Source organism: Cereibacter changlensis JA139 (assembly GCF_003034985.1).
In the GTDB taxonomy this organism is placed as follows: domain Bacteria; phylum Pseudomonadota; class Alphaproteobacteria; order Rhodobacterales; family Rhodobacteraceae; genus Cereibacter; species Cereibacter changlensis.
Window position 1 is genome coordinate 1 of the sequence record NZ_PZKG01000049.1, and the last position, 22,199, is coordinate 22,199.

Sequence of the window (22,199 nt, forward strand, 5' to 3'; positions counted from 1 at the left end):
TCTGCGCCGTCTCCAGCACCGCGTGGAACAGCACATCCGTCCCCGCCGCCGCCCATTCCGGCGAGATCTCCTCGGCCTCGTTGTGGCTCAGCCCGCCGACGCAGGGGCACATGATCATCACTGTCGGCGCCACCCGGTTGATCCAGCAGGCGTCGTGCCCCGCGCCCGAGATGATGTCGCGATGCGAATAGCCCAGCTTTTCCGCCGAGGCGCGCACCGTCTCGACCAGCGCGGGATCGAAGGTCACCGGGTCGAAATGCCCGACCGGCTCCACCTCGAAACCGAGCCCCAGCGCATCGGCGATCTCCGGCGCCTCCGCCTCCAGCCGCGCCCGCATGCCGTCGAGCTTCTCGCGGTCGGGCGAGCGGAAATCGACGGTGAAGACCGCCTTGCCCGGAATCACGTTGCGCGAATTGGGATAGACATTGGCCTGCCCGACCGCGCCCACCGCGTCGGGCTGCGCCTCCATGGCGATGCGATGCACCAGCTCGATGATCCGCGCCATGCCGAGCCCGGCATTCACCCGCATGTCCATCGGGGTGCTTCCGGTATGGGCGTCGCGCCCGGTGAGGGTGATCTGCAACCACCAGAGCCCCTGCCCATGGGTGACAACGCCGATCTCCTTGCCCTCGGCTTCGAGGATCGGCCCCTGCTCGATATGCAGTTCCAGCATCGCATGCATCTTGCGCGCGCCGACCGCCTCGTCGCCGACCCAGCCGATCCGCTTCAACTCCTCGCCGAAGCTCTTCCCCTCGGCATCGGTGCGCGCATAGGCATAGTCCTGCGTGTGCAGCCCCACGAAGACGCCCGAGGCCAGCATCGCCGGGGCAAACCGCGCGCCCTCCTCGTTGGTCCAGTTGGTCACGACGATGGGGTGTTTCGTGCGTATGCCCAGATCGTTCAGCGAGCGCACCACCTCCAGCGCGCCCAGAACCCCGAGCACCCCGTCATACTTGCCGCCCGTCGGCTGGGTGTCGAGATGCGAGCCCATGTAGACCGGCAGCGCCTCGGGGTCGGTCCCGGGGCGGGTGGCGAACATGTTGCCCATGGTGTCGACGCCCATCGAACAGCCCGCGTCCTCGCACCAGCGCCGGAACAGCGCGCGGCCCTCGGCGTCGGCATCGGTCAGGGTCTGGCGATTGTTGCCCCCCGCAATGCCGGGGCCGATCTTGGCCATCTCCATCAGGCTGTCCCACAGCCGCGCGGAATTGATGCGCAGGTTCTCACCCGCGGCTGGACTGGCGCTCATGCTTGTCTCCCTTGGTGGCGGGGATCTTGCGCCCCTCGCCCGACTGTTCTTGTTGTTCTGAAGCCCTCTGTCTGGTCAGATGAGGCGACCACAACCTGACCAAGCGGTCAACAATATTCTGGGGGCGGACCCTTCGCATGGCCGATGGCGCGAGACTGACGAAACGCGAGGAGACGCGGCGCGAGAACGAGCGGGCGATCCTCGCCGCGGCAGAGAAAGTCTTTGCCGAAGCCGGGTTTGGCGGCGCGACCATGCAGTTGATCGCCGATCTGGCGGGGCTGCCCAAGGCGAACCTGCATTACTACTTCGCCACCAAGGAGGACCTCTACCGCCGGGTGGTGCGCGACATCTTCGAGATCTGGCTGCATGCGGCGGATGTCTTCGATCTGGCCGATGGCCCTGTGGGAGGCATCGGCGCCTATATCGACGCCAAAATGGAAATCTCGCGCCGCCATCCCGCCGGGTCGAAAGTCTGGGCCTCGGAGGTGATGCACGGCGCGCCGGTGATCCAGGACTATCTGGAAACGACGCTTCGCGACTGGACCGACAACCGCGCGGCGCGGATCCAGGGCTGGATCGACGCCGGGCGGATGCAGCCCGTCGATCCGCGCCACCTGCTCTACATGCTCTGGGCGACGACCCAGCATTACGCCGACTTCGGCCACCAGATCGAGACGCTGAACGGCGGCCGGCCCCTGACCGAGGCCGAGTGGCAGGCGGCCAAGGCCAGCGTCAAGACCATCATCCTGCGCGGCATCGGCGCCACCTGAGCCGGGCTACTTCAGCTCCACCTCGACGAAGCTCATGCCGGCCTCGCCGTTGCAGACCACATTGTGCTCGACGCCCTCCAGCCGGCGATAGGCCGCGCCCGCCGTCACCAGCACCTCGCGCATGGCGCCGCCCGGCTCCTCCAGCAGCATCGGGCAGTCGGTGATCGCGGTGATCACATAATCATGGCCGTGCCGGTGCCAGCCGGTCTCGGCCCCGGGCAGGAAATCGAAGCGGGTGACTCGCACCCGGTCGTCGTCGATCAGCAGGGTGGCGGTGCAGGCGGGTCTCATGGGCGCTCCTTTGCGATGCTGCGGGCAGGATGCGGCCGCGCCGCCGCCGCGACAAGCCGTCCGGGTCCGGGCTGTGCGACAAAAGTTAAGAACGCCCGGATCGGGAAATCGGCCGCCCCGGAGCAGCGCAAGAAGGTTGTCCGGACGCGGAATAGATGAGCCCCTCGCCCTGCCAGTGCGTGCCGCCCCCCGGCCAGACACTTGTTTTACGTGGGCTTTCCACGGCGCCGGCCCGGATCGGACATCATCCACCCCGCCCGGAACCCGCTGAAAAACACCTTTTCAACACAAGATTTCCCTGCCGCGCGGCCGGGGTCCGTTACAAAACTGTCATCTAACTGTTGTAAATGCTTCCCAGACGCCGCGTAGGACGACCGGCGAGGGTGCCCCGTCGGCGCCTGTCATGAAGTCAAGGAGCCTTACATGTCCCTTCTCAAAGTTACCGTCTCGACGCTGGCGCTCGCCGCCGTCTCGGCCGGCGCCGCCGCCGCCCGCGACAACATCCAGACCGCCGGTTCTTCGACCGTGCTGCCCTACGCCACCATCGTGGCCGAAGCCTTCGGCGAGAACTTCGACTTCCCGACCCCGGTCGTGGAATCGGGCGGTTCGGGCGCCGGCCGCAAGAAGCTCTGCGAGGGCGTGGGCGAGAACACCATCGACATCGCCAACTCCTCCAGCCGCATCAGCCAGTCGGACATCGACCTCTGCGCCTCGAACGGCGTGACCGAGATCATGGAAGTCCGCTTCGGCTATGACGGCATCGTCTTCGCTTCCGACATCAACGGCGCATCCTTCGCCTTCACCCCGGCCGACTGGTTCAAGGCTCTGGCCGCCCAGGTCGTCGTCGACGGCGCCGTCGTCGCCAACCCGAACACCAGCTGGAGCCAGGTGAACCCGGAGCTGCCCGACCAGCAGATCCTCGCCTTCGTCCCGGGCACCAAGCACGGCACCCGCGAAGTGTTCGACGAGAAGGTGATCCTCACCGGCTGTGAAGAGTCGGGCGCCATGGAAGTCTTCGCGGCCGAGAACGGCGGCGACGAGGACAAGGCCGAGGAAATGTGCATGGCCCTGCGCACCGACGGCGTGTCGGTCGACATCGACGGCGACTACACCGAGACCCTGTCGCGCATCGCCGCCAACCCGAACGCGATCGGCGTCTTCGGCCTGTCGTTCTACCAGAACAACACCGACAAACTGCAAGTCGCCACCATGTCCGGCGTGACCCCCTCGGTCGACACCGTGGCTTCGGGCGAGTACCCGGTGTCGCGTCCGCTCTACTTCTACGTGAAGAAGGCGCATCTCGGCGTGATCCCGGGCCTGCAGGAGTACATCGACTTCTTCGTGTCCGATGACATCGCCGGCCCGAACGGCCCGCTGGCCGAATACGGCCTCGTGTCCGACCCGGAACTGGCCGCGACCCAGGAAGCCGTGGCCGCCGGCACCGTCATGGGCCCGCTGAACTGATCTCGCTGCCGGTGGCGCTCCGGCGCCACCCGTTCCCGACTGCGCCGGGTGGCGGCTGGCCGCCACCCGTTTTCCGATTGCGTCGGGCGGCGCCCCGGCGCCGCCCGCTTCTCCTGTGATGGACCTTTCATGAGCATCGGCATCCTCGTCCTCGTCATTCTGGCGCTCGCCGCCGCCGGGTTCTTCCTCGGCCGCAACCGCGCGCTTGCCGCCGCCGGGGGGGACCCGCGAAAGCTGCACTCCCTGCCGGCCTATTACGGCCGCACCGTCGCGCTCTTCGCCTCCGTGCCCGCCCTGGTGCTGATGGCCGCCTGGCTGATCGTGCAGCCCGAGCTGATCGAGAACCGCGTCGCCGGCCAGATCGCGCAGGCCGACATCGCCGAGGGCACCTCGCGCAACCTGCTGATGAGCGACGTGCGGCGCATCGCCGACGCGCTGGACCAGGTGCATCTGCGTGACGGCGTGGCCGAGAGCGACCTTCCCGCCCTCACCCCGGAGGACCCGCGCCTGCGGACCCGGCTGTCGGAAAGCGGGATCACCGCGACCACCGCCATCACCCCTTCCGTCTTCACCGCCGCGCAGAGCTACCGCAGCCTGACCGACGCCGCCGAATTCTGGCGCGGCATCGCCGTCCTGGCCGCAGCGCTCGCCGGCTTCGCCTTCGCCGTGACACGCATCCATGTCGAGTTCCGCGCCCGCAACGTCTTCGAGCGCTTCGTGCTGGTGCTGCTGATCGGCTCGTCGCTGATCGCGGTGCTGACCACGCTCGGCATCGTGCTGTCGCTTCTGTTCGAGACCATCCACTTCTTCCGGATCTACCCGTTCCAGGACTTCTTCTTCAGCACCAAGTGGAACCCGCAGTTCCGCGGCGGTTCCGACCTCGGCATCTGGCCGCTGCTCTGGGGCACCATGTATGTCTCGCTGATCGCCCTGCTGGTGGCGGTGCCGCTCGGCCTTCTGTCGGCGATCTACCTGTCGGAATACGCCGGCCCCCGGATGCGCGCCTACGCCAAGCCCGCGATCGAGGTGCTGGCCGGGATCCCGACCATCGTCTACGGCCTCTTCGCCCTGATCACCGTGGGCCCCCTGCTGCGCGACTACTTCGCCCAGCCGCTGGGCCTCGGCAATTCCTCCTCCTCGGTGATGACCGCCGGTCTGGTGATGGGGGTGATGCTGATCCCCTTCGTCTCCTCGCTCAGCGACGACATCATCAACGCCGTGCCGCAATCGCTGCGTGACGGCTCCTACGGGCTCGGGGCGACCCAGTCCGAGACCATCAAGCAGGTTGTGCTGCCCGCCGCCCTTCCCGGCATCGTCGGCGCCATCCTGCTGGCCGCCAGCCGCGCCATCGGCGAGACGATGATCGTGGTGCTGGGGGCCGGCGCCGCGGCGCGGATGGACGTGAACCCCTTCGAGGCGATGACCACCGTGACGGTGAAGATCGTCAGCCAGCTGACCGGCGACACCGAATTCGCCTCGCCAGAGACGCTGGTGGCCTTCGCCCTCGGTCTGACGCTCTTCGTCATGACCCTCATCCTGAACGTGGCGGCGCTCTACGTGGTGCGCAAATACCGGGAGCAGTACGAATGACCGACGCCTCCATCCCCCATACCCCGGCGCGCGTGTCGCTGATCGCCCCCGACGAGCGCACCCGCAAGCGCAACGCCGCCGAACGCCGCTTCCGGGCCTACGGGCTCGCCGCGGTCGGCGTCGGCCTCTTGGCGCTGGTCGTGCTGATGGCCTCGATCCTCGGCAACGGTCTCAGCGCCTTCCGCCAGACCTATGTCACCATCGAGGCGACGCTGGACCCGGCGATCCTCGACCCCAAGGGCCAGCGCAACCCGGACGATCTCGCCAAGGTCAGCACCATCGGCTACGGCAGGCAGATCGACGCCGCGGTCAGCGCCGCGGTGGCCCGGGCCGGCATCCCGACCGATGGTCTGACCGACAAGCAGATGTCGGGCATCCTGTCCAAGGAAGCCCCGGCGCAGCTGCGCAACAAGGTGCTGGCCGACCCTTCGCTGATCGGCCAGACTGTGCCGCTGCGCATGCTGGCCAACGGCCGGGTCGACGGCTTCTTCAAGGGCCGCGTCAGCCTCGCCTCGGCGGAGCTCGACAGCAACACCTCGCCCGAGCAGCTTGAACTGGCCGGCGCGATGCGCGCCGCGGGTCTGATGGAGGTCGGCTTCAACCTCGGCTTCATCACCTGGCCCGACGCCTCCGAGCTGCGGCCCGAGGCGGCCGGTCTCGGCGTGGCCATGCTCGGCTCGGCCTACATGATGATCATCGTGCTGGTGCTGGCCCTGCCGCTCGGCGTCGCCGCCTCGATCTACCTGCAGGAATTCGCGCCCCGCAACCGCTGGACCGACCTGATCGAGGTGAACATCGCCAACCTCGCCGCGGTGCCCTCCATCGTCTACGGCATCCTCGGCCTCGCGATCTTCATCAACTTCGCCGGTCTGCCGCAATCGGCCCCGGTGGTCGGCGGCCTGATCCTGACGCTGATGACCCTGCCCACCATCATCATCGCGACCCGCGCCAGCCTCGATGCGGTGCCGCCCTCGATCCGCGACGCGGCGCTCGGCGTCGGCGCCTCGAAGATGCAGTCGGTCTTCCACCACGTGCTGCCGCTGGCCCTGCCCGGCATCATGACCGGCACCATCATCGGCATGGCCCGCGCCCTGGGCGAAACCGCGCCTCTCCTGCTGATCGGCATGGTCGCCTTCGTGCGCGACTATCCCGCCGCCCCGCCGGAAGGCTTCTTCGACCCTGCCTCGGCCCTGCCGGTGCAGGTCTACCAATGGACCCAGCGCGCCGATCCGGCCTTCGTCGAACGCGCGTCCGGGGCCATCATCGTGCTGCTGGTCGTGCTGATGCTGATGAACACCGCGGCGATCATCCTGCGCCGCCGCTTTGAACGCCGCTGGTAAGGGGTCATAGTCATGAACGACATGAGAATTTCGGAGAGAACCGTGGACACTACCAAGGCCAAGATCGCGGCGCGCAAGGTGCAGGTGCATTACGGCGCCAACCACGCGCTGAAGGACGTCGACGTCGATATCCTCGACAAGACGGTGACGGCCTTCATCGGCCCCTCGGGCTGCGGCAAGTCCACCTTCCTGCGCTGCCTGAACCGGATGAACGACACGATCCCCGGCTGCAAGGTCACCGGCAAGATCACCCTCGACGCCGAGGACATTTATGATCCCAAGGTCGACCCGGTGCAGCTGCGGGCCAAGGTCGGCATGGTGTTCCAGAAGCCGAACCCCTTCCCCAAGTCGATCTACGACAACGTGGCGTACGGCCCCAAGATCCACGGCCTGACCCGCAACAAGGCGGAACTGGACGAGGTGGTGGAGACATCCCTGCGCCGCGCCGCCCTCTGGGGCGAGGTGAAGGACCGGCTGTCGAGCCCCGGCACCGGCCTCTCCGGCGGTCAGCAGCAGCGGCTCTGCATCGCCCGCGCCATCGCAACCTCGCCCGAGGTGCTGTTGATGGACGAGCCCTGCTCGGCGCTCGACCCGATCGCCACCGCCCAGGTGGAAGAGCTGATCGACGAGCTGCGCAGCCAGTTCTCGGTGGTGATCGTCACCCACTCCATGCAGCAGGCGGCCCGCGTCAGCCAGAAGACCGCCTTCTTCCATCTCGGCTATCTCGTCGAATACGGCGAGACGGGGCATATCTTCACCAACCCCAGCGACCCGCGCACCGAGAGCTACATCAGCGGCAGGATCGGCTAAGAGATGAGCATGAACAACGAACGCCACATCACCACCGCCTTCGACCGTGATCTCGAGGCGATCCAGGCCATGATCATGAAGATGGGCGGGCTGGTCGAGGCCGCGATCTCGCAATCCGCCCTGGCGCTGGAGGCCCGCGACGAGGAGCTGGCCGACCAGGTGCGCAAGGCCGACAAGGCGATCGACGCGCTGGAAGAGCTGATCAACACCGAAAGCGCCCGGCTGATCGCGCTGCGCGGCCCGAACGCCAGCGACCTGCGCACCGTGCTGACTGTGATGAAGATCGCGGCCTCGCTGGAGCGTTGCGGCGACTATGCCAAGAACCTGGCGAAGCGCTCGTCGGTGCTGGTGCAGATCCCGCCGATCGGCGGCTCGGCCGGCTCGATCCGCCGCATGGCGAAGGAGGTCGAGCTGATGCTGAAGGATGCGCTCGACGCCTATATCCAGCGCGATGCGCAACTGGCGCATGACGTCCGCCAGCGCGACCGCGACGTCGACCAGATGTACAACGCCCTGTTCCGCGAATTCCTCACCCACATGATGGAAGACCCGCGCAAGATCACCGCCTGCATGCATCTGCATTTCATCGCCAAGAACATCGAGCGGAGTGGGCGACCATGCCACCGGCATCGCCGAACAGGTGATCTACCTCGTCACCGGCTCCATGCCGGACGAGGCGCGGCCGAAGGGCGACACCACCTCCTTCGAACTGCCGGGCGGGGTGAAGTGATGGCGGGCAACGCCCAGCCCATCGTGCTGCTGGTCGAAGACGAGGCAGCGCAGCGCGAGGTGCTGTCCTACAACCTCGAAGCCGAAGGCTTCCGCGTCACCACCGCCTGCAACGGCGAGGAGGCGTTGATGCTGGTCGACGAGGTCTCGCCCGATGTGATCGTGCTGGACTGGATGCTGCCCAATGTTTCGGGCATCGAGGTCTGCCGCCAGTTGAAGACCCGCGCCGACACCCGCAACGTGCCGATCATCATGCTCTCGGCCCGTTCCGAGGAGGTCGACCGCGTCCGCGGGCTGGAGACCGGGGCCGACGACTATGTCATCAAGCCCTATTCGGTGGTCGAACTGATGGCCCGCGTCCGCACCCAGCTGCGCCGCACCCGGCCCTCGACCGTCGGCATCGTCTTGGACTACGACGACATCCGGCTCGACCCGGAAAGCCACAAGGTGTTCCGCGCCGACAAGGTGCTGAAGCTGGGGCCGACCGAGTTCCGCCTGCTGACCACCTTCATGGAAAAGCCGGGCCGGGTCTGGAGCCGCGAGCAGCTTCTCGACCGGGTCTGGGGCCGCGACATCTATGTCGATACCCGCACCGTCGACGTGCATATCGGCCGGCTCCGCAAGGCGCTCTGCCAGTTCGGCGGCGAAGACCCGTTGCGCACGGTGCGTGGCGCGGGCTACGCTCTGGGCTAATCTCCCCCTAAAGTCGGATTGCCGCCCCGGCGGAAATCCGGCAAGCCAAAGGGGTTAGCGCCTCAGGGGGTCCGGTGACATCTGCCCAACCAAAGCCCGCCCTGCCCTCATTCCGCGCAGCGCGATGATCCCCGCGCTGCGCATCGGCTTTCTCGGCCTCCTGCTGCTGCTCTGGGTCTGGTCGGCGCAGACCATGCCGCGCAACCTGATCCCCACCCCCGGCGCCACCGTCGACGCCGGGCTCAGGCTCTGGGCCGAAGGGCGGCTGCAGACCGCTCTCATTGACAGCCTCTCGATCTACCTCTCCGGCCTCGCCGCCGCCGTGCTCGTCGGCATCCCGCTCGGCGCGCTGATGGGCGGCATCCGGCTCTTCGGGCGCACCGTCGATGTCTTCGTCTTCGCGCTGGCCGCCACGCCGCGCGTCGCCTTCATCCCGCTGATCATCGTCATCCTCGGCCTCGGTTTCGAGGCCAAGACCTTCATCGTCTTCCTCGGCGCGGTGATGCCGATCATCCTCAACACCTATGCCGGGGTGCTGAACCGCGACGAGGAGCTGATCGAGATGGCGCGCTCCACCGGCGCCGGCCTGCCGCGGATCTACCGCCACATCATCCTGCCCGGCGCCGTGCCCTTCCTCGTGGTCGGGCTGCGGCTCGGGGCCACCATCGGGCTGATCAACACCGTGGTGGCCGAACTCTACACCGCCGTGAAGGGGCTGGGCGGATTGCTCGCGCTTTACGGCAACACCTTCCGCATGGCCGAATATTTCGTCATCGTGCTGATGCTGGCGCTGATCGGCGTCATCGTCACCGAGGGCCTGCGCCTGATCGAGCTGCGGCTGTCGCGCTGGCGGCTGCACGACCGTCTGTAAACGTCTGGGAGGACATCATGAAAGAGTATTTCGCGCCGCTGGTTCTGGCCGCCGCCCTCGCCGCTCAGCCCGCGCTGGCCGAGCCGTTCCGCCTGATCGTCTCCGACCTCGAAACCCCGCTGGTGCCGAATTCGGTGATGGATCTGGCGCTGGCCAACGGCTATTTCGACCGCGCCGGTGTCGAGGTGGAGCTGGTCCGCGTGCAGCAGACCCCGATGGCCATGGCCGCGCTGCAGGCCGGCGAGGGCGAGATGGCCAATGTCTCCACCGACGCCCTGCTGCAGCTCGTGGCGCGCGGCGCCACCGACCTCCGCGCCGTCACCTCGCCCAACAAGGCCCTGCCCTTCCTGATCGCCGCCGCCCCCGGCATCGCCTCGCCCGCCGATCTGGCAGGCAAGAGCTTCGGCGTCGGCCGCGTCGGCAGTCTCGACCATTCGCTCAGTATGAAGGTGCTGGCCGCGGCGGGCGTGGCGACCGACGAGCTGGAGATCGTCTCGCTCGGCCAGCCCGCCGTGCGGGCGCAGGCGCTGATGGCGGGGCAGGTCGACGCCACCACCATGTCCGTCGGCACGCTGATGTCGCTGCCCGAGCGCGACAGCGTCAACGTGCTGATCGACGCCGACGCCTATTACAAGGCCGCCCCGGTGGTGACCAAGGTCAACGCCGTCACCACCGAGACGCTGGAGACCCGCGGCGGCGAGGTGCAGGCGGTGATCGAGGCGCTGACGCTCGCCTCGCGCGATTTCGCCGCCGATCCGGCGCTCTGGGTCGACAGGATGGCCGTCGCCCGCCCCGACATGGCCCGCGCCGATCTGGAAAACCTCGCCGAAGCCTACCGCCAGAGCTGGAGCGTGAATGGCGGCCTGCAAGAGGCCGAGCTTCAGGCGACGACCGAGTGGATGTATCAGAGCGAGGATTTCACCGGCCTGCGCCCGGTCGCACTGGAGGAATGGGCCGACCTCGGCCCGCAGCAGGCGGTGCTGGCCAAGATCGGCCCGGCGACAGGGATGGACACGCCATCCCAGTAACGCCGCTCCCCCCGCATGTCCGCCTCGACAGGGTCTCGCGCAGCTTCGGCCCCGGCGCGGGGCCCGTCTTGGCGCTGGACGGCATCAACCTCGACATCGCAAGGCAGGAGTTCGTGGTGCTGCTCGGCCCCTCGGGCTGCGGCAAGACCACGCTCCTGCGGCTGATCGCCGGGCTGATCGCGCCCGACGGCGGCAGCGTGCAGGTCGGCGGCCAGTCCCCCCGGCCGGGGCGCGACGCGGCGATGGTGTTCCAGTCCTTCCGGCTCCTGCCCTGGAAGACCGCCGCCGAGAACATCGCCTTCGCCCTCCCGGCCCTGCCCGCCGCCGAGGCCCGCGCCCGCGCCGCGACCTATCTCGACCTCGTTGGCCTCGCCCGCTTCGCCCAGCGCTACCCGGCGGAGCTTTCCGGCGGCATGCGCCAGCGGCTGGCGCTGGCACGCGCCCTCGCCGCCGAGCCGCAGATCCTCCTGATGGACGAACCCTTCGCCAGCCTCGACGCCCAGTCGCGCGAGCTGATGCAGGGCGAGCTGATGCGGCTGACCGCCGTCCGCCCGGCGACCGTGGTCTTCGTCACCCATTCCGTCGACGAGGCGCTGCTGCTTGCCGACCGGATCGTGCTGCTTTCGCCCCGTCCCGGCCGCCTCGTCGAGACGCTCGACGTGCCCTTCCCGCGCCCGCGCTGGCAGACCGACCTGCGCGCCGAGCCGCTCTTTGCCGAGCTGCGCCGCCATCTCTGGGACCGGCTGCGCGACATGGTGCTGACCGACCCGCAGTCGGATTTCTACGGGCGCCAGATTCCCTAGAAACAGGTGATCTCCGCCTCGGCCTGCGCCCGGCGCAACTCGGCCACATCCGCCGTCGCCACCGACATGCCGCGGAACATCGCCCCGCGCTCGCCCCCCGCCAGCCTGAGGCTCAGCACCGTCTCGGCCTTGACGTAATCCTCGTAGGGCAGGATCGAGGCGATCACATCCACCGAACAGGCGCAACGCGCCATGCTGTCCGGGCCCTGCCCGTTCACCGCCATGCAGCCGAAGATGTAATCCGCCCGCGCCAGCGTCGGATAGTCGTTCACCTGCTGCGCCGCGCCGACCGAGGGCAGCAGCGCCAGAACCAGCCAGAGCCCGCGCATCACGAGCCCTCCAGCGTCAGCGTCTCGCGATAGGCCCCACCCGCCGCCGTGGTGTCGGCCGACAGGAGGCTCAGCGGCACGGCCGCGCCCGGCGTCAGCTCGAAGCGCAGCACCAGATCAGCGAAGGCCCCCATCTTCTCGCGATTGGGATCCTCGGAAAACGGTTTCACCTCGGCCACCACCGGCCCCTCACCCACCGCAGTCTCGGCCTGCACCAGCGCGTCGCGCACCCGGTTGCGGATGTAGAACGGGCTGCCGCCGGTCAGCGCCGCCATGCTGCGCACGGTGTTCTCGAGGAAATAGAGCAGCACCGGGTCGCCGGCGCTGGCCGCGAAGGCGGCGACGGGCGCCGTGCGCCCGGCATCCTCATGGGTCAGCACCAGCTGCGGTTTGCCCTCGGCCAGTTCGGGCGTGATCACCAGCGCCCCCTGCGCCACCGGGCGGAAGCCCGGGCCCTCGGGGCCGCTGCGCTCATGGTCATAGCGCGTCACCTGCCCCGGATCGGTGGCCCCAAAGGCCCCCGGCGCGAAGATCGCGTCCGACAGCGCCCCCGCCTGCGCGCCCGTCCCCATCAACAGCGAGACCGCCAGCCCCTGCCAGATCATCCGCATGAAATACTCCTCCCGTTCATTCCGCCGCCGCCCGTCCCCGAAGCCTGCGCTTTTCCAGAAGCCGCAGCAGGGTCGCGCGCAGATCCGCCTCGGCCACCGGCTTTTCCAGCAGCGCCGCGTCAAGCCGCTGCGCCTCCACTGCCAGGAAGGGCTCGCGCTCCGCCGTCACCAGCACGGCGGGCAGGCGCGGCCCCAGCCGGCGGCGCAGCGCGGCGATGGTCTGCACCCCGGTATCGCCCCGGTCCAGCCGGTAATCCGTCACCAGCACCTCGGGCAGCACGAAGGCATCGCGCAGCACCGCCACCGCCGCCTCGGTGCCCTCGGCCTGCATCACCTGCATGCCCCAACGCCGCAGCAGAAGCACATAGGCGTCGCGCATGGCGCTGTCATTCTCCACCACCATCACCCGCCGCCCGGCCAGCGCCTGCGCCGTCTCGGCCCCACGCAGCGCCTCGGTCCCCGGCAGCGGCTCCGGCGCGCCGGCGATGCGCTGCACGGCGCCGCTGGTCGCCGCCGGCTCCGCCCCGCAGGCCAAGGCCCCCGGCACGTCCAGCGCCAGCGGCAGCCGCACCCGGAAGCAGGCGCCGCGACCCGGGGCCGAACGCAGCGCGACCTCGTGGTCCAGCCGCAGGCAGGCGCGGCGCACGATCGACAGGCCGAGCCCGGTGCCCTGCGCCTCGCCCTCGGGCGAGAGCCGCTCGAACTCGTTGAAGATCCGCTCCTGATCCTCCTCGGCGATGCCCGGCCCGGTGTCATGCACCTCGAGCCAGACATCGGTGCCCTCGCGCCGCGCCCCCACCAGCACCCGGCCGCTGGCGGTATACTTGATCGCGTTCGACACGAGGTTCTGCGCGATGCGCCGCAGGAAGACCGGGCTCGACATCACCGTGGCCGAGGAGATGACGAAGCGCAGGTCCAGCCCCTTCGCCTCGGCCGCGCCGTGGAAATCCACCGCCAGCTTCTGGAACAGTCGCCCCAGCGATACCCGCTCCGACGCCACGTCGAGCCGCACGGAATCCAGCCGCGAGATCTCCAGCAGTGCCTTGATCAGCTCCTCGGTCGAGTCGAAGGCATTGCCGATCCGTCCCACCAGATCGGCCTGCAGCGGCTCGGTCGCGACCTCGGCCAGATGCGACAGGAACAGCTTCGCCGCACTCAGCGGCTGCAACAGGTCATGGCTCGCCGCCCGCAAAAAGCGGGATTTCGACCGGTTCGCTTCATCCGCCGTCTCGCGCGCCAGCGCCAGCTCGCGGTTGATCTCCCCCAGATGCGCCAGCGCCGTCTCCAGATCGCGGTTGCGCGCCAGCACCTCCTGCTCCAGCACCGCCGCGGTCTGGAACAGCATGTAGGTCGAGCCGCGCGCCGAGTCCGCCCGGTCGATCCGCTCGATCAGCGCCTCGTTGATCCGCGTCAGCTTCTCGATCCGCCGCTCCAGACTGTCCTCGTCACGCAGCATGGGCCGCCTCCGGGTCGAGGAAGGCGAGGCCGACGAAGGTCTGGTTCACATGCACCCCGCCATGCTGCTCGCCATAGGTGTTGAAGCCGGCGATGCGGTACTGGCCGAAGATCCGCGCCACCGCCGCCTCCAGCCCGGCCTGCTCCAGCGCCAGACGGCGCAGGATGCAGTCGAAGGTCAGGATCAGCACCGGCGGGCCGCCCAGCGCCCTCAGCCGCGCCTCGAACCCGTGGGTCAGGTCGTCGGCCCGGCCCAGCGTCATCATCACCCCGGTCTCGATCGAGGACATCAGCGTCAGCCCGCCCTGCGGCGTCACCTCGCGGATCGCCCGGACGTAATACTGCCCGCCCATCCGCACCAGCAGCGGGTTCTCGGCGAAGGCGCGCGGGTTCAGCGCCGCCACCGGCACGCCGATCAGCCGCGCATATTCCTCCGCCGCGGGCTCGGCATTGATCTCGAGGATCAGCCGCTCCTCCGGGATCGCCTGCGTCACCACCATCCGCGTGGCCGAGGGGCTGAAATGGTCGAAGATCACCTCCTCGATGGCGAAATCGGTCTCGAACAGGCAGAAGATCGCGCTGTCGGCATGGCTCACGCCGTCCAGCACCAGACAGGTCTGCTCGAACCGCAGCCCGTCGCCGGCCGACCCGCCCAGCACCGGCAGCCGGTGCGAGACCGCATCCACCGTCGCCGCCACCAGCTCCTCCTGCTGGCTCAGCCCGTCGATCAGCAGCAAGCCGAAGCGCGACCGGCGGCCGTTCGGCTCGAAGCGGGCCATCTGCGCCCGCAGATCCGCCATCCAGTCCGAGACGCCCAAGCCCGGCAGGTTGCGCAGCCAGATCGCATCGGCGCGGAAGCGCGCCGCCGGCAGGCCGATCGCCACCACCGACCCGTTGCAATAGCCGCCGCAGGCGAATTCCCCGGCCGAGGAGCAGCCGATCACCCGGCAGCCCGGCAGGCCCTCGCCCAGCCCCTGCGCGATGCCGGTGAGGCCCGCGCTCGGCGAGGCGAAGACCATCACCGCCGCCGGCTCCGCCGGGCCCAGCTCGGCCAGCAGCCGCGCCACCAGCCCCGGCTCGTCGCTCTGCCCCGAGGCCACCACCGGCCGCCCCGACTGCACACCCTCTCTCTGCACCCTTCCGCCTCTCGTCTAGCGGACGAAGATCCGCGCCTTGCTGGCCAGAAGCGCCGCCTGCGTCCGGTTGCGCACGTTGATCTTCGACATGATGGCCGCGATATGGGTCTTCACCGTCGCCTCTGCGATCGACAGCTCGTAGGAGATCAGCTTGTTCGGTCGCCCCTGACAGATCAGCCGCAGGATGTTCATCTGCTGCGGCGTCAGCGTGGCGAAGCTGCGGGTCAGCTCGCGCATCTGCTCGCCGGTCTCCTCCGAGGGGCGGTCGCTCTCGTATTCGTCGGGCGTCACCGCCTCCCCGGCCCACATGCGCTGGAAGGCGTCGATCATCTGCGGCCGCGGCAGGCTTTTGGACACATAGCCCTGCGCTCCCGCCGCCATCACCGCCGACACCATGTCGGAATCGAGATCGGCCGAGATCACCGTCAGCGGCACGTCGACCGCCAGCTTCTGCAAGGCCATCACCCCCTCGATGCCCTGCACGTCGGGCAGGTTCAGATCCAGCACGATGGCGTCGGGCATCGCCGCCTCGCGCAGCAGCCGCTGCGCCGCGGCGAGGCTGGCGGCGGTGCGCACCCGGCGCAGGCCGAAGGCATGGGTCAGCGTCATCGCCAGCGCATCGCAGATCAGCGGGTGGTCATCGACGATCAGCACATCGCCGACCGCCCGCGTCTGACCACGCTGCGCCGGAACGCAGCCTCCCGCGCCCCAGTTCGGAACATGTCCCATCTTTTCCTCCCTACCCCGCGCGGGCTTCCTCCTCCCGGCGCGGGTTCTCGAACTCTACGGACAACCGCCGGCAATGGGAAAGCCTTTCACATCGCGCCCGGTCGCGCTTCGGCAGAGGCCCGCTCCTGCCTGCCAGCGCCGTTTCCTCTCCGCGCGCGCAAGCCCAACGCGACCGGCGTCCTGCGCAGCAAACCACGCGGCCGCGCCCGCGCCTATCCGACCTTTGGATGAGGCCGGGCTATTCCGGCAGATGCGCCGCCACCGCCCGCCCCAGCGCGAAGGCGCGCTGTTCGAGGATCACCGGCGTTTCGCAGACATAGGTCAGCGACTGCTGCCTGTCGCGGAACACCCGCGTGTCCCAGTCGAGCTGTTCCTCCAGCGCGTCGATCCGGTCGAAATCCGGGCTCTCCGCCGCCTCCAGCTTCGACATCTCGGCACGCCGCTCGTCGATCTGCGCGTCGAGCGCCTCCTGCTTGTGGGCGTAGCGGGCGATGCCGTTCATCACCCGCGACCGCAGCGCATCGATCCGCTCGAAGGTGGCAAGATAAAGCGCCGCCATCTGCTGCGCGTCCTTGCCTTGCGCAAATTCCGCGATCAGCGCCTCGGCCTCCTCCACCGGCAGGCGCCGCTGCTCCAGCCGCTGCGCCAAGGCCTGCACCTCGGGGGCCTTCGCCAGTTCCTCCACCGCCGCATCGGGCAAGGGGCCGGACCAGACGCTGCCCAGCGACAGATGCGGCTGCTTGCGCTGGATGCAGGGCCAGTCGGGGTCGGAGAAATCCGCCGCTCCCGCAGTCCCCGCCATCAGCATCGCCATGAGTGCCAGCCGTTTCATCCTCATCCTCCCTTGCGTCTGCCCCAGAGGCCCTTCGACGGATCATACATGAAAACCGAGGCCGCGAAAAAACCCACCGCGCAGCCCGCGACCACCAGCAGCGCCACCGGCTCGACCTGACGGTAAAGCGCGAAGCGGATCAGCTCGACCGCATGGGTGAACGGATTCGCCAGCGCGATGTCATGCAACAGCGTGCTAGACTCCTGCAGCCGCCACAGCGGGTAAAGCGCGCTCGAGGCGAAGAACATCGGGAAGATCACGAAGTTCATCACGCCCGCGAAATTCTCCAGTTGCCGGATGGCGGAAGAGATGAACAGCCCCATCGCCCCCAGCATGATCCCCGACAGGATCAGCGCGGGCAGCACCGTCAGATAGCCCAGCACCGGCGGCTCGATGCCCCAGAAATACGCGATCAGCAGGAAGGCATAGACCTGCAGCACCGACACCAGCACCCCCGCCACCAGCTTCGATCCCAACAGGAACCAGCGCGGGTAAGGGCTGACCAGCAGCGTCCGCATCGCCCCGGTCTCGCGGTCATAGACCATCGACAGCGAGGATTGCATGCCGTTGAACAGCTGGATCATCGCGCAGAGGCCGGGGGTCACATAGACCTCGTAAAGCACATAGGTCTCGTAGGGCGGCACGATCGACAGACCCAGCACCGACCGGAACCCGGCGGCGAAGATGAAAAGCCACACCAAGGGGCGCACCAGCGCCGCCAGAAACCGCTCGCGCTGCCGGGCGAAGCGCAAGACCTCGCGCCAAGCGATGCCCATGAAGGCAATGCCGTAGCCGGTCATGCCTCGCCCCCGGTCAGCGCGAGGAAGCCTTCGGTCAGGCTCGTCCCCAGCTCGGAAGCACGACCCTGCGCCTTCACCTCACCCTTGTGCAGCACCACCACCAGATCCTCGGGCGCGATCTCGTCCATCGCATGCGTCGCCCAGAGCGCCGAGACGCCGCCCGCGATCAGCCGCCGCACCAGCGCCTGCACATCCGCCCGCGCCCGTACATCGAGCCCCGCCGTCGCCTCGTCCAGCAAGAGCAGCTCCGGCCGATGCAGCAAGGCCCGCGCGATCTCCGCCCGCCGCTGCTGCCCGCCCGAGAGGGTCGAGACCCGCGCCCCCGCCTTCTCGGTCAGGTTCACCTCCTCCAGCACCTCGGCGATCCTGAGCTTCGCCGCCCGCCGCCCGATCCCGTGCAGCGCCGCGTGATAGGCCAGATTCTGCGCCAGCGTCAGGTCGCCGTCCAGCGCCTTGCTCTGGAACACCACGCCCAGCCGCTTCAGCGCCTCGCCGGGGGCACGGCGGGCGTCATGCCCACCGACCAGCACCCTGCCGCTGGTGGAATCGTAAAGCCGGGTGATCAGCGAGAAGAGCGTCGTCTTCCCCGCCCCGTTCACCCCCAGCAAGGCCACGAAAGCCCCGCGCGGCACGGTGAAGCTGACGTCGTTCAGCGCCCGCACCGCCCCGAAGGCATGGCTGACCCCCGCGATGTCCAGTGCGGGGGTCGCATCGCTGTGGGTCATTCCTTGCGTTTTTCCGTCACGTTCATCTCGGCATCCAGATCGATGTCATACTGGCCATCGGCGCAGAACACGTCGTCCAGCTCGTAGCCGCCATCGTCGGTCTCGATGTTGCTCGGGTCGACCTCGCATTGCATGCCGCTCAGCAGGGTGTTGATCTGCTCGATCACCGCCGGGTCGGTCACCTCGTCGGCAAAGGCGGGGGCGGCGACCAGCGCCAGAACTACGGCAAGTTTCTTCATGGTCTTCTCCTTGAACTTCAGCGGATGTTGAACACGGCCTTCTGGGTATCGCCCGACGAGCCCGGAATGCTGAGCGTGAAACTGCCCGGCACCACGGCGACGAAGGTCATCTCGATCTCCCCCGCCTCGTCGAATTCGATGCTGTGCACCCCCATCGGCCTGATCTCGATCGAGTTGATGACGATCTCGTTGATCCAGATCGCCCGGAAGAAATCCCCGCCGGACAGCGCAAGTTCCGCAGAACCGTCGGCCACGATCTTGATCCGGTAGAAAGTCCCCGATTTCAGCTCATAGGGCGCCTCCGCCACCGGCTTGCCCGAAGCCAGCGTCAAGGGCGCCAGATCCTCGCGGTTGCTCGACGACATCAGCCCGGCAAAGCCGAACTCATGCGCCACCGCCGGCGCCGCCATTCCCAGCGCCGCCACCACGGCCATCGTTCTCCAGATCATCCTCGTCCTCCCCTTCATTCCGCCACCACCACGACGCCCCAGGGCTGCTGCCCCACCTGCACCGACTTGATGACCTCGTTCGTCGCCACGTCGATCACCGACACGTCGTTGGAATTGCCGTTGGTCGTGAAAAGATACTTGTCGTCCGGCGAGAAGGCCAACTGCCAGACCCGCTGCCCGACCAAGAGGTAATCCGTCACCTCCCACGTCGCCGGATCGATCACCGCCACCCGGTTCGCCGGCCCCAGCGCCACGAAGACCTTGGAGCCGTCCTGCGTCGCCCGCACCCCCACAGGCTGCAGCGCCTCGGGCAGCACGCCCGGCACCTCGAACTCTATCTTGTGGGTCACCTGCGCCGTCGCCGGGTCGATCACCGAAACCGTCCCGCCGATCTCCGACGACACCAGCAGCGCCGAGCCGTCGGCCATGAACTGCGCGAAGCGCGGGCGCTGATCGACCAGCACGTTCTGCACGATCTCGAAGGTCTCGGTATCGATGAAATGCGCCATGTTGGTGGTCTCGGAGGTGTTGATGACGATCTTGCCATCGGGCGACACGCCCATCCCCTCCGGCTCCACCCCCACCGGCACCTCGGCCAGCACCTGCCGCGTCTCGACATCGACCACGGTCACGATGTTGTCGTCCTCGTTGGCGATATACAGCGGATTGCCCGAGGGATGCAGCACGAAGAGCTCGGGGTCCGGCCCCGAGGGCAGCGAGGGCAGCTCCTCATAGGTATGCGCATCGAACACCCGCACGAGGTTGTCGTCCGAGGCGCAGACATAGATCACCTTGCCATCCGGCGAGGCGGTGATGCCGCGCGGGCGCTGGCCGCCGTTGAAGGTGTGGATCACCTCGAAGGTCGTGCCGTCGAGCACGGTGATGTCATTGCCCTTCTCGTTGCTGACGAAGACCCGGTCGGCCAGGGCCGGGGTTGCCCCCAGCAGCGAACAGGCAAGCAGGGCGGAAAAGCGGGCCATCGGTATCCTCCTCATTTCGTCAGCATGCATTTGCTCTCGGCCCGGTCATGGCCCAGCGTGTCGAGTTGCGTCACCTGATGCAGATATTCCGCCTGCGGCGAGACCGAGGTGGTGATCGGCCCTGAGGTCAGCAGGATCGGCTGGCGCAACTGCCCGTCCCAGTCGCGGAACGACAGATCCTGCCCCTTGTAGGCCGCAAGCTTCAGCTCCGGCCCGCGGATATAGGCCGCAAGCGTGGCGAACTCGCCCGACTGGCTGCGCGTCGCCGCCTCACCCAGGGCGCGCATCGCCTCCCAGACCTGATAATCCTCTTCCCGCGCCGGGCGCCCCGCCGATTTCTCGAACCGGCTCTGGAACTGCGTCCCGCCCCAGGCTTCCGAGGCCGGGTGCCAGGTCTGCGGCCGGAGCCCCGCCGATCCGGCAACGGGCCGCGCCTCCCAGGTGTGATAGGGCAGATAGGCGGCGAACCAGCCGGTCGCATCGGCGGCCACCACCACGTCGTGATCCTCGGCGCGCTGGGTGAAGACCGGGATCTGCGCCTGGATCTGCACGTGCCCGCTGTCGGTGGACCGCGCCCCGCCGGTATCCTCGAACACCCGGCTCTCGGTGATCTCGGCGCCGAACTTCGCTGCAGCCCGGCGATACGCATCGGCCAGCGCGGTATCCTCGGGGCGGCTGCCCTCGACCAAGAACCACTCGTCCCATTTCTTCCACATCAGGAACTGCGCCAGCGCATCGGTCAGCTGCGCGTCGCTCGCCGCGGTATGAAGCAGGTTCGCCCGGCAGTCCTCGTTGCGCAGCCGGTCCTCGGTGGCGCGGGCGTTGAACAGCAGCGCGGTATCGCCCGCCGCATCGGCAAGCTGCAACGTGGTCGCGGCATCGGCCAGCGTGACGATGAAATGCGTGCCGCCCTCGATCAGCTTCTGCAGCTCGGCCACCGCGGTCTCGGGCGTGGCGATCACCTCGGCGGTTGTGAAGCTCTGGCCCATGAACTGCCCGGTGGTGGCATTGTCGGCGGTGCCGACCCGCCCTCCCGCGATGCCCAGATCCTCCGGCGGCAGATCGAGGCGCGATACCGGCGCCACCTGTTGCACATCCACCCGCAGCACGGCGGCGCGGATCTCGCTCTGCGCCAGCGCCAGCCCCGGCGCGAAAGCCGCGGCCCCGCAAAGCGCGGTCCAGATCAGCCTCATGGGCTCCTCCCCGATACTCCCTCTCCTCCGCCCGCGCCCTCCCGACACGGACGGTCCCGGTTCAGCAACCGGGGACAGACGATCCCTTTTCCCGCTTTTCCCCCGGAGCCTGCCACGCTTTCGCGCCATGGCAAACCGTTTTTCCACCACAGCGAGAATTTACCCTGCGCCGCGCAACCATGGCGCTTATCCTCAGCCACATCATGGCCTTGCCCCCAGACTGCACCGCATGGCGCCCTCCCTGAGGAAGCGCCTCGACAGTCCAAGCCGGAGCAGCAGCGCTCATGGGCTCTCCTTCGACGCCTTGCCGTAATCATCGACCAGCGGCACCCCCGCCTCGCGCAGGATCGCGTCGATCTGCGGCTGCTCGCGCCGGATCAGCGAGTTCAGCTCGCGCTTCCAGACGTCCTCGCCGGCCCGCACCCCCATGGTGATGCGGTAGAACAACCGCGGCGGCCGGGTCTCCTTCAGCAGCGGGATCACCTTCAGCCCGCGCTCCTTCGCCAGCGGCCCGCCAACCGGCCCCCAGAGGATCGCCCCGTCGATCGTCCCCGCCGCCAGATCGTCCAGCATCGTCCCCGCCGGATTCTCCACCCGCCGGTCCACCACCAGATTGTAGCCCTTGGCCTTGCCGATCAGCCCCTCGCGCGCCAGATGCGTCGCGGGCGGCGCCCCGGCGATCACCCCCAGCCGCCTGTCCTTCAGCGCCGGATCGGACAGCGTCTCGACACCGGCCAGGTCGCTGCCCTCCGGCACGATCAGCACATGGGTCGAGGTGTAGTAATGGTTGCTGTTCAGCACCAGCTCGTCGCCCTGGGCGTAGCCGATCACCACATCGCATTTCCCCGCCGTCAGCGTCTGGCGCACGAAGCCCGTGACCATGGGAAACCAGGTGTATTCCAGCGGCCGCTCCAGCTTCTCGGCGAAGAGCTCGGCGATCCGGTTCTCGAACCCCTGCCCGTTCTCGCCCGACAGCGGCAGGTTGGCCGGGTCGGCGCAGACCCGGAAGGCCTGATCCGACACCAGATCGGCCACCTGCGCCGAGGCCGGGGCGCCAAGCCCCAGCATCAGCGCGCAAGCCAG

At 68.3% G+C, this 22,199-nt stretch carries 24 protein-coding genes and 1 pseudogene; 10 read left to right on the forward strand and 15 right to left on the reverse strand.

The features are described from left to right. Nucleotides 1–1,249: Zn-dependent hydrolase (locus tag C5F48_RS11965; protein ID WP_107664146.1), on the reverse strand; the 1,249-nt coding region annotated here is incomplete at its 3' end. Nucleotides 1,250–1,386: 137 nt separating this feature from the next. Between C5F48_RS11965 and C5F48_RS11970 the strand changes: the two genes are divergently transcribed. Beyond that, entirely contained in the window at nt 1,387–2,019 is a 633-nt protein-coding gene (locus C5F48_RS11970; RefSeq protein ID WP_107664147.1) for a TetR/AcrR family transcriptional regulator, read from the forward strand. 6 nt (nt 2,020–2,025) lie between these two features. On the opposite strand, the gene C5F48_RS11975 is transcribed toward C5F48_RS11970, so the two are convergent. After that, nucleotides 2,026–2,310 (reverse strand): cupin domain-containing protein, encoded by a 285-nt coding sequence (locus tag C5F48_RS11975; RefSeq protein WP_107664148.1) that lies wholly within the window; start codon nt 2,308–2,310, stop codon nt 2,026–2,028. A gap of 423 nt (nt 2,311–2,733) precedes the next feature. On the opposite strand from C5F48_RS11975, the gene C5F48_RS11980 reads away from it, so the two are divergent. The 9 genes and pseudogenes from C5F48_RS11980 (at nt 2,734) to C5F48_RS12020 (ending at nt 11,638) form a co-directional block, all read left to right on the forward strand. Further along, entirely contained in the window at nt 2,734–3,774 is a 1,041-nt protein-coding gene (locus C5F48_RS11980; RefSeq protein WP_107664149.1) for a substrate-binding domain-containing protein, read from the forward strand. A gap of 129 nt (nt 3,775–3,903) precedes the next feature. After that, complete coding sequence (gene pstC / locus C5F48_RS11985; protein WP_107664150.1) at nt 3,904–5,364, forward strand: phosphate ABC transporter permease subunit PstC; 1,461 nt, start codon at nt 3,904–3,906, stop codon at nt 5,362–5,364. Beyond that, on the forward strand, nt 5,361–6,704 hold the full coding sequence (gene pstA / locus C5F48_RS11990) for a phosphate ABC transporter permease PstA (protein ID WP_107664151.1): 1,344 nt from the start codon (nt 5,361–5,363) through the stop codon (nt 6,702–6,704). Before pstC ends, pstA begins: the two co-directional genes overlap by 4 nt. 12 nt (nt 6,705–6,716) lie before the next feature. After that, on the forward strand, nt 6,717–7,514 hold the full coding sequence (pstB, locus tag C5F48_RS11995) for a phosphate ABC transporter ATP-binding protein PstB (RefSeq protein WP_107664152.1): 798 nt from the start codon (nt 6,717–6,719) through the stop codon (nt 7,512–7,514). A 9-nt stretch (nt 7,515–7,523) separates the two neighbouring features. Further along, nucleotides 7,524–8,244: pseudogene (gene phoU, locus C5F48_RS12000) on the forward strand (phosphate signaling complex protein PhoU). Beyond that, complete coding sequence (gene phoB / locus C5F48_RS12005) at nt 8,244–8,936, forward strand: phosphate regulon transcriptional regulator PhoB (protein ID WP_107664153.1); 693 nt, start codon at nt 8,244–8,246, stop codon at nt 8,934–8,936. Before phoU ends, phoB begins: the two are co-directional and overlap by 1 nt. Before the next feature lie 124 nt (nt 8,937–9,060). Further along, nucleotides 9,061–9,807 (forward strand): ABC transporter permease, encoded by a 747-nt coding sequence (locus tag C5F48_RS12010; RefSeq protein ID WP_107664154.1) that lies wholly within the window; start codon nt 9,061–9,063, stop codon nt 9,805–9,807. Nucleotides 9,808–9,824: 17 nt separating this feature from the next. Continuing rightward, nucleotides 9,825–10,835: an ABC transporter substrate-binding protein gene (locus C5F48_RS12015; RefSeq protein WP_107664155.1), complete on the forward strand. Its 1,011-nt coding sequence runs from the start codon at nt 9,825–9,827 to the stop codon at nt 10,833–10,835. Between the two features lie 68 nt (nt 10,836–10,903). Beyond that, nucleotides 10,904–11,638 (forward strand): ABC transporter ATP-binding protein, encoded by a 735-nt coding sequence (locus C5F48_RS12020; RefSeq protein ID WP_245941426.1) that lies wholly within the window; start codon nt 10,904–10,906, stop codon nt 11,636–11,638. Here the strand turns inward: C5F48_RS12020 and C5F48_RS12025 are convergent. The 13 genes from C5F48_RS12025 to C5F48_RS12085 all read right to left on the reverse strand — a co-directional run bounded on the left by C5F48_RS12025 (nt 11,635) and on the right by C5F48_RS12085 (nt 22,184). Then, entirely contained in the window at nt 11,635–11,967 is a 333-nt protein-coding gene (locus C5F48_RS12025) for a hypothetical protein (RefSeq protein ID WP_107664157.1), read from the reverse strand. The two genes, C5F48_RS12020 and C5F48_RS12025, sit on opposite strands and share 4 nt — an antisense overlap. Further along, nucleotides 11,967–12,578: a hypothetical protein gene (locus tag C5F48_RS12030; RefSeq protein ID WP_107664158.1), complete on the reverse strand. Its 612-nt coding sequence runs from the start codon at nt 12,576–12,578 to the stop codon at nt 11,967–11,969. Before C5F48_RS12030 ends, C5F48_RS12025 begins: the two co-directional genes overlap by 1 nt. Nucleotides 12,579–12,594: 16 nt before the next feature. Then, nucleotides 12,595–14,034 (reverse strand): ATP-binding response regulator, encoded by a 1,440-nt coding sequence (locus C5F48_RS12035; protein ID WP_107664159.1) that lies wholly within the window; start codon nt 14,032–14,034, stop codon nt 12,595–12,597. Beyond that, entirely contained in the window at nt 14,024–15,169 is a 1,146-nt protein-coding gene (locus tag C5F48_RS12040) for an FIST N-terminal domain-containing protein (protein ID WP_245941427.1), read from the reverse strand. The genes C5F48_RS12035 and C5F48_RS12040 overlap by 11 nt, the downstream gene beginning before the upstream one ends. A 15-nt stretch (nt 15,170–15,184) precedes the next feature. Then, entirely contained in the window at nt 15,185–15,898 is a 714-nt protein-coding gene (locus C5F48_RS12045; protein WP_107664160.1) for a response regulator, read from the reverse strand. 238 nt (nt 15,899–16,136) lie between these two features. Continuing rightward, nucleotides 16,137–16,730: a hypothetical protein gene (locus C5F48_RS12050; RefSeq protein ID WP_107664161.1), complete on the reverse strand. Its 594-nt coding sequence runs from the start codon at nt 16,728–16,730 to the stop codon at nt 16,137–16,139. 2 nt (nt 16,731–16,732) lie between these two features. Beyond that, nucleotides 16,733–17,530, reverse strand: a complete 798-nt coding sequence (locus C5F48_RS12055) for a lanthanide ABC transporter permease protein PedC (protein ID WP_107664162.1) — start codon at nt 17,528–17,530, stop codon at nt 16,733–16,735. Further along, entirely contained in the window at nt 17,527–18,255 is a 729-nt protein-coding gene (locus C5F48_RS12060; RefSeq protein ID WP_107664163.1) for a lanthanide ABC transporter ATP-binding protein PedB/LutE, read from the reverse strand. Before C5F48_RS12060 ends, C5F48_RS12055 begins: the two co-directional genes overlap by 4 nt. After that, on the reverse strand, nt 18,252–18,494 hold the full coding sequence (locus tag C5F48_RS12065) for a PepSY domain-containing protein (RefSeq protein ID WP_107664164.1): 243 nt from the start codon (nt 18,492–18,494) through the stop codon (nt 18,252–18,254). The genes C5F48_RS12060 and C5F48_RS12065 overlap by 4 nt, the downstream gene beginning before the upstream one ends. A 17-nt stretch (nt 18,495–18,511) precedes the next feature. Next, on the reverse strand, nt 18,512–18,943 hold the full coding sequence (locus tag C5F48_RS12070) for a cupredoxin domain-containing protein (protein ID WP_107664165.1): 432 nt from the start codon (nt 18,941–18,943) through the stop codon (nt 18,512–18,514). 14 nt (nt 18,944–18,957) lie between these two features. Continuing rightward, nucleotides 18,958–19,923: a YVTN family beta-propeller repeat protein gene (locus tag C5F48_RS12075; protein ID WP_107664166.1), complete on the reverse strand. Its 966-nt coding sequence runs from the start codon at nt 19,921–19,923 to the stop codon at nt 18,958–18,960. Between the two features lie 11 nt (nt 19,924–19,934). Next, nucleotides 19,935–21,116, reverse strand: a complete 1,182-nt coding sequence (locus C5F48_RS12080; RefSeq protein WP_107664167.1) for a lanthanide ABC transporter ABC transporter substrate-binding protein PedA1 — start codon at nt 21,114–21,116, stop codon at nt 19,935–19,937. A gap of 282 nt (nt 21,117–21,398) precedes the next feature. Beyond that, nucleotides 21,399–22,184, reverse strand: a complete 786-nt coding sequence (locus tag C5F48_RS12085) for a substrate-binding domain-containing protein (protein ID WP_107664175.1) — start codon at nt 22,182–22,184, stop codon at nt 21,399–21,401. Nucleotides 22,185–22,199: the final 15 nt, after the last annotated feature.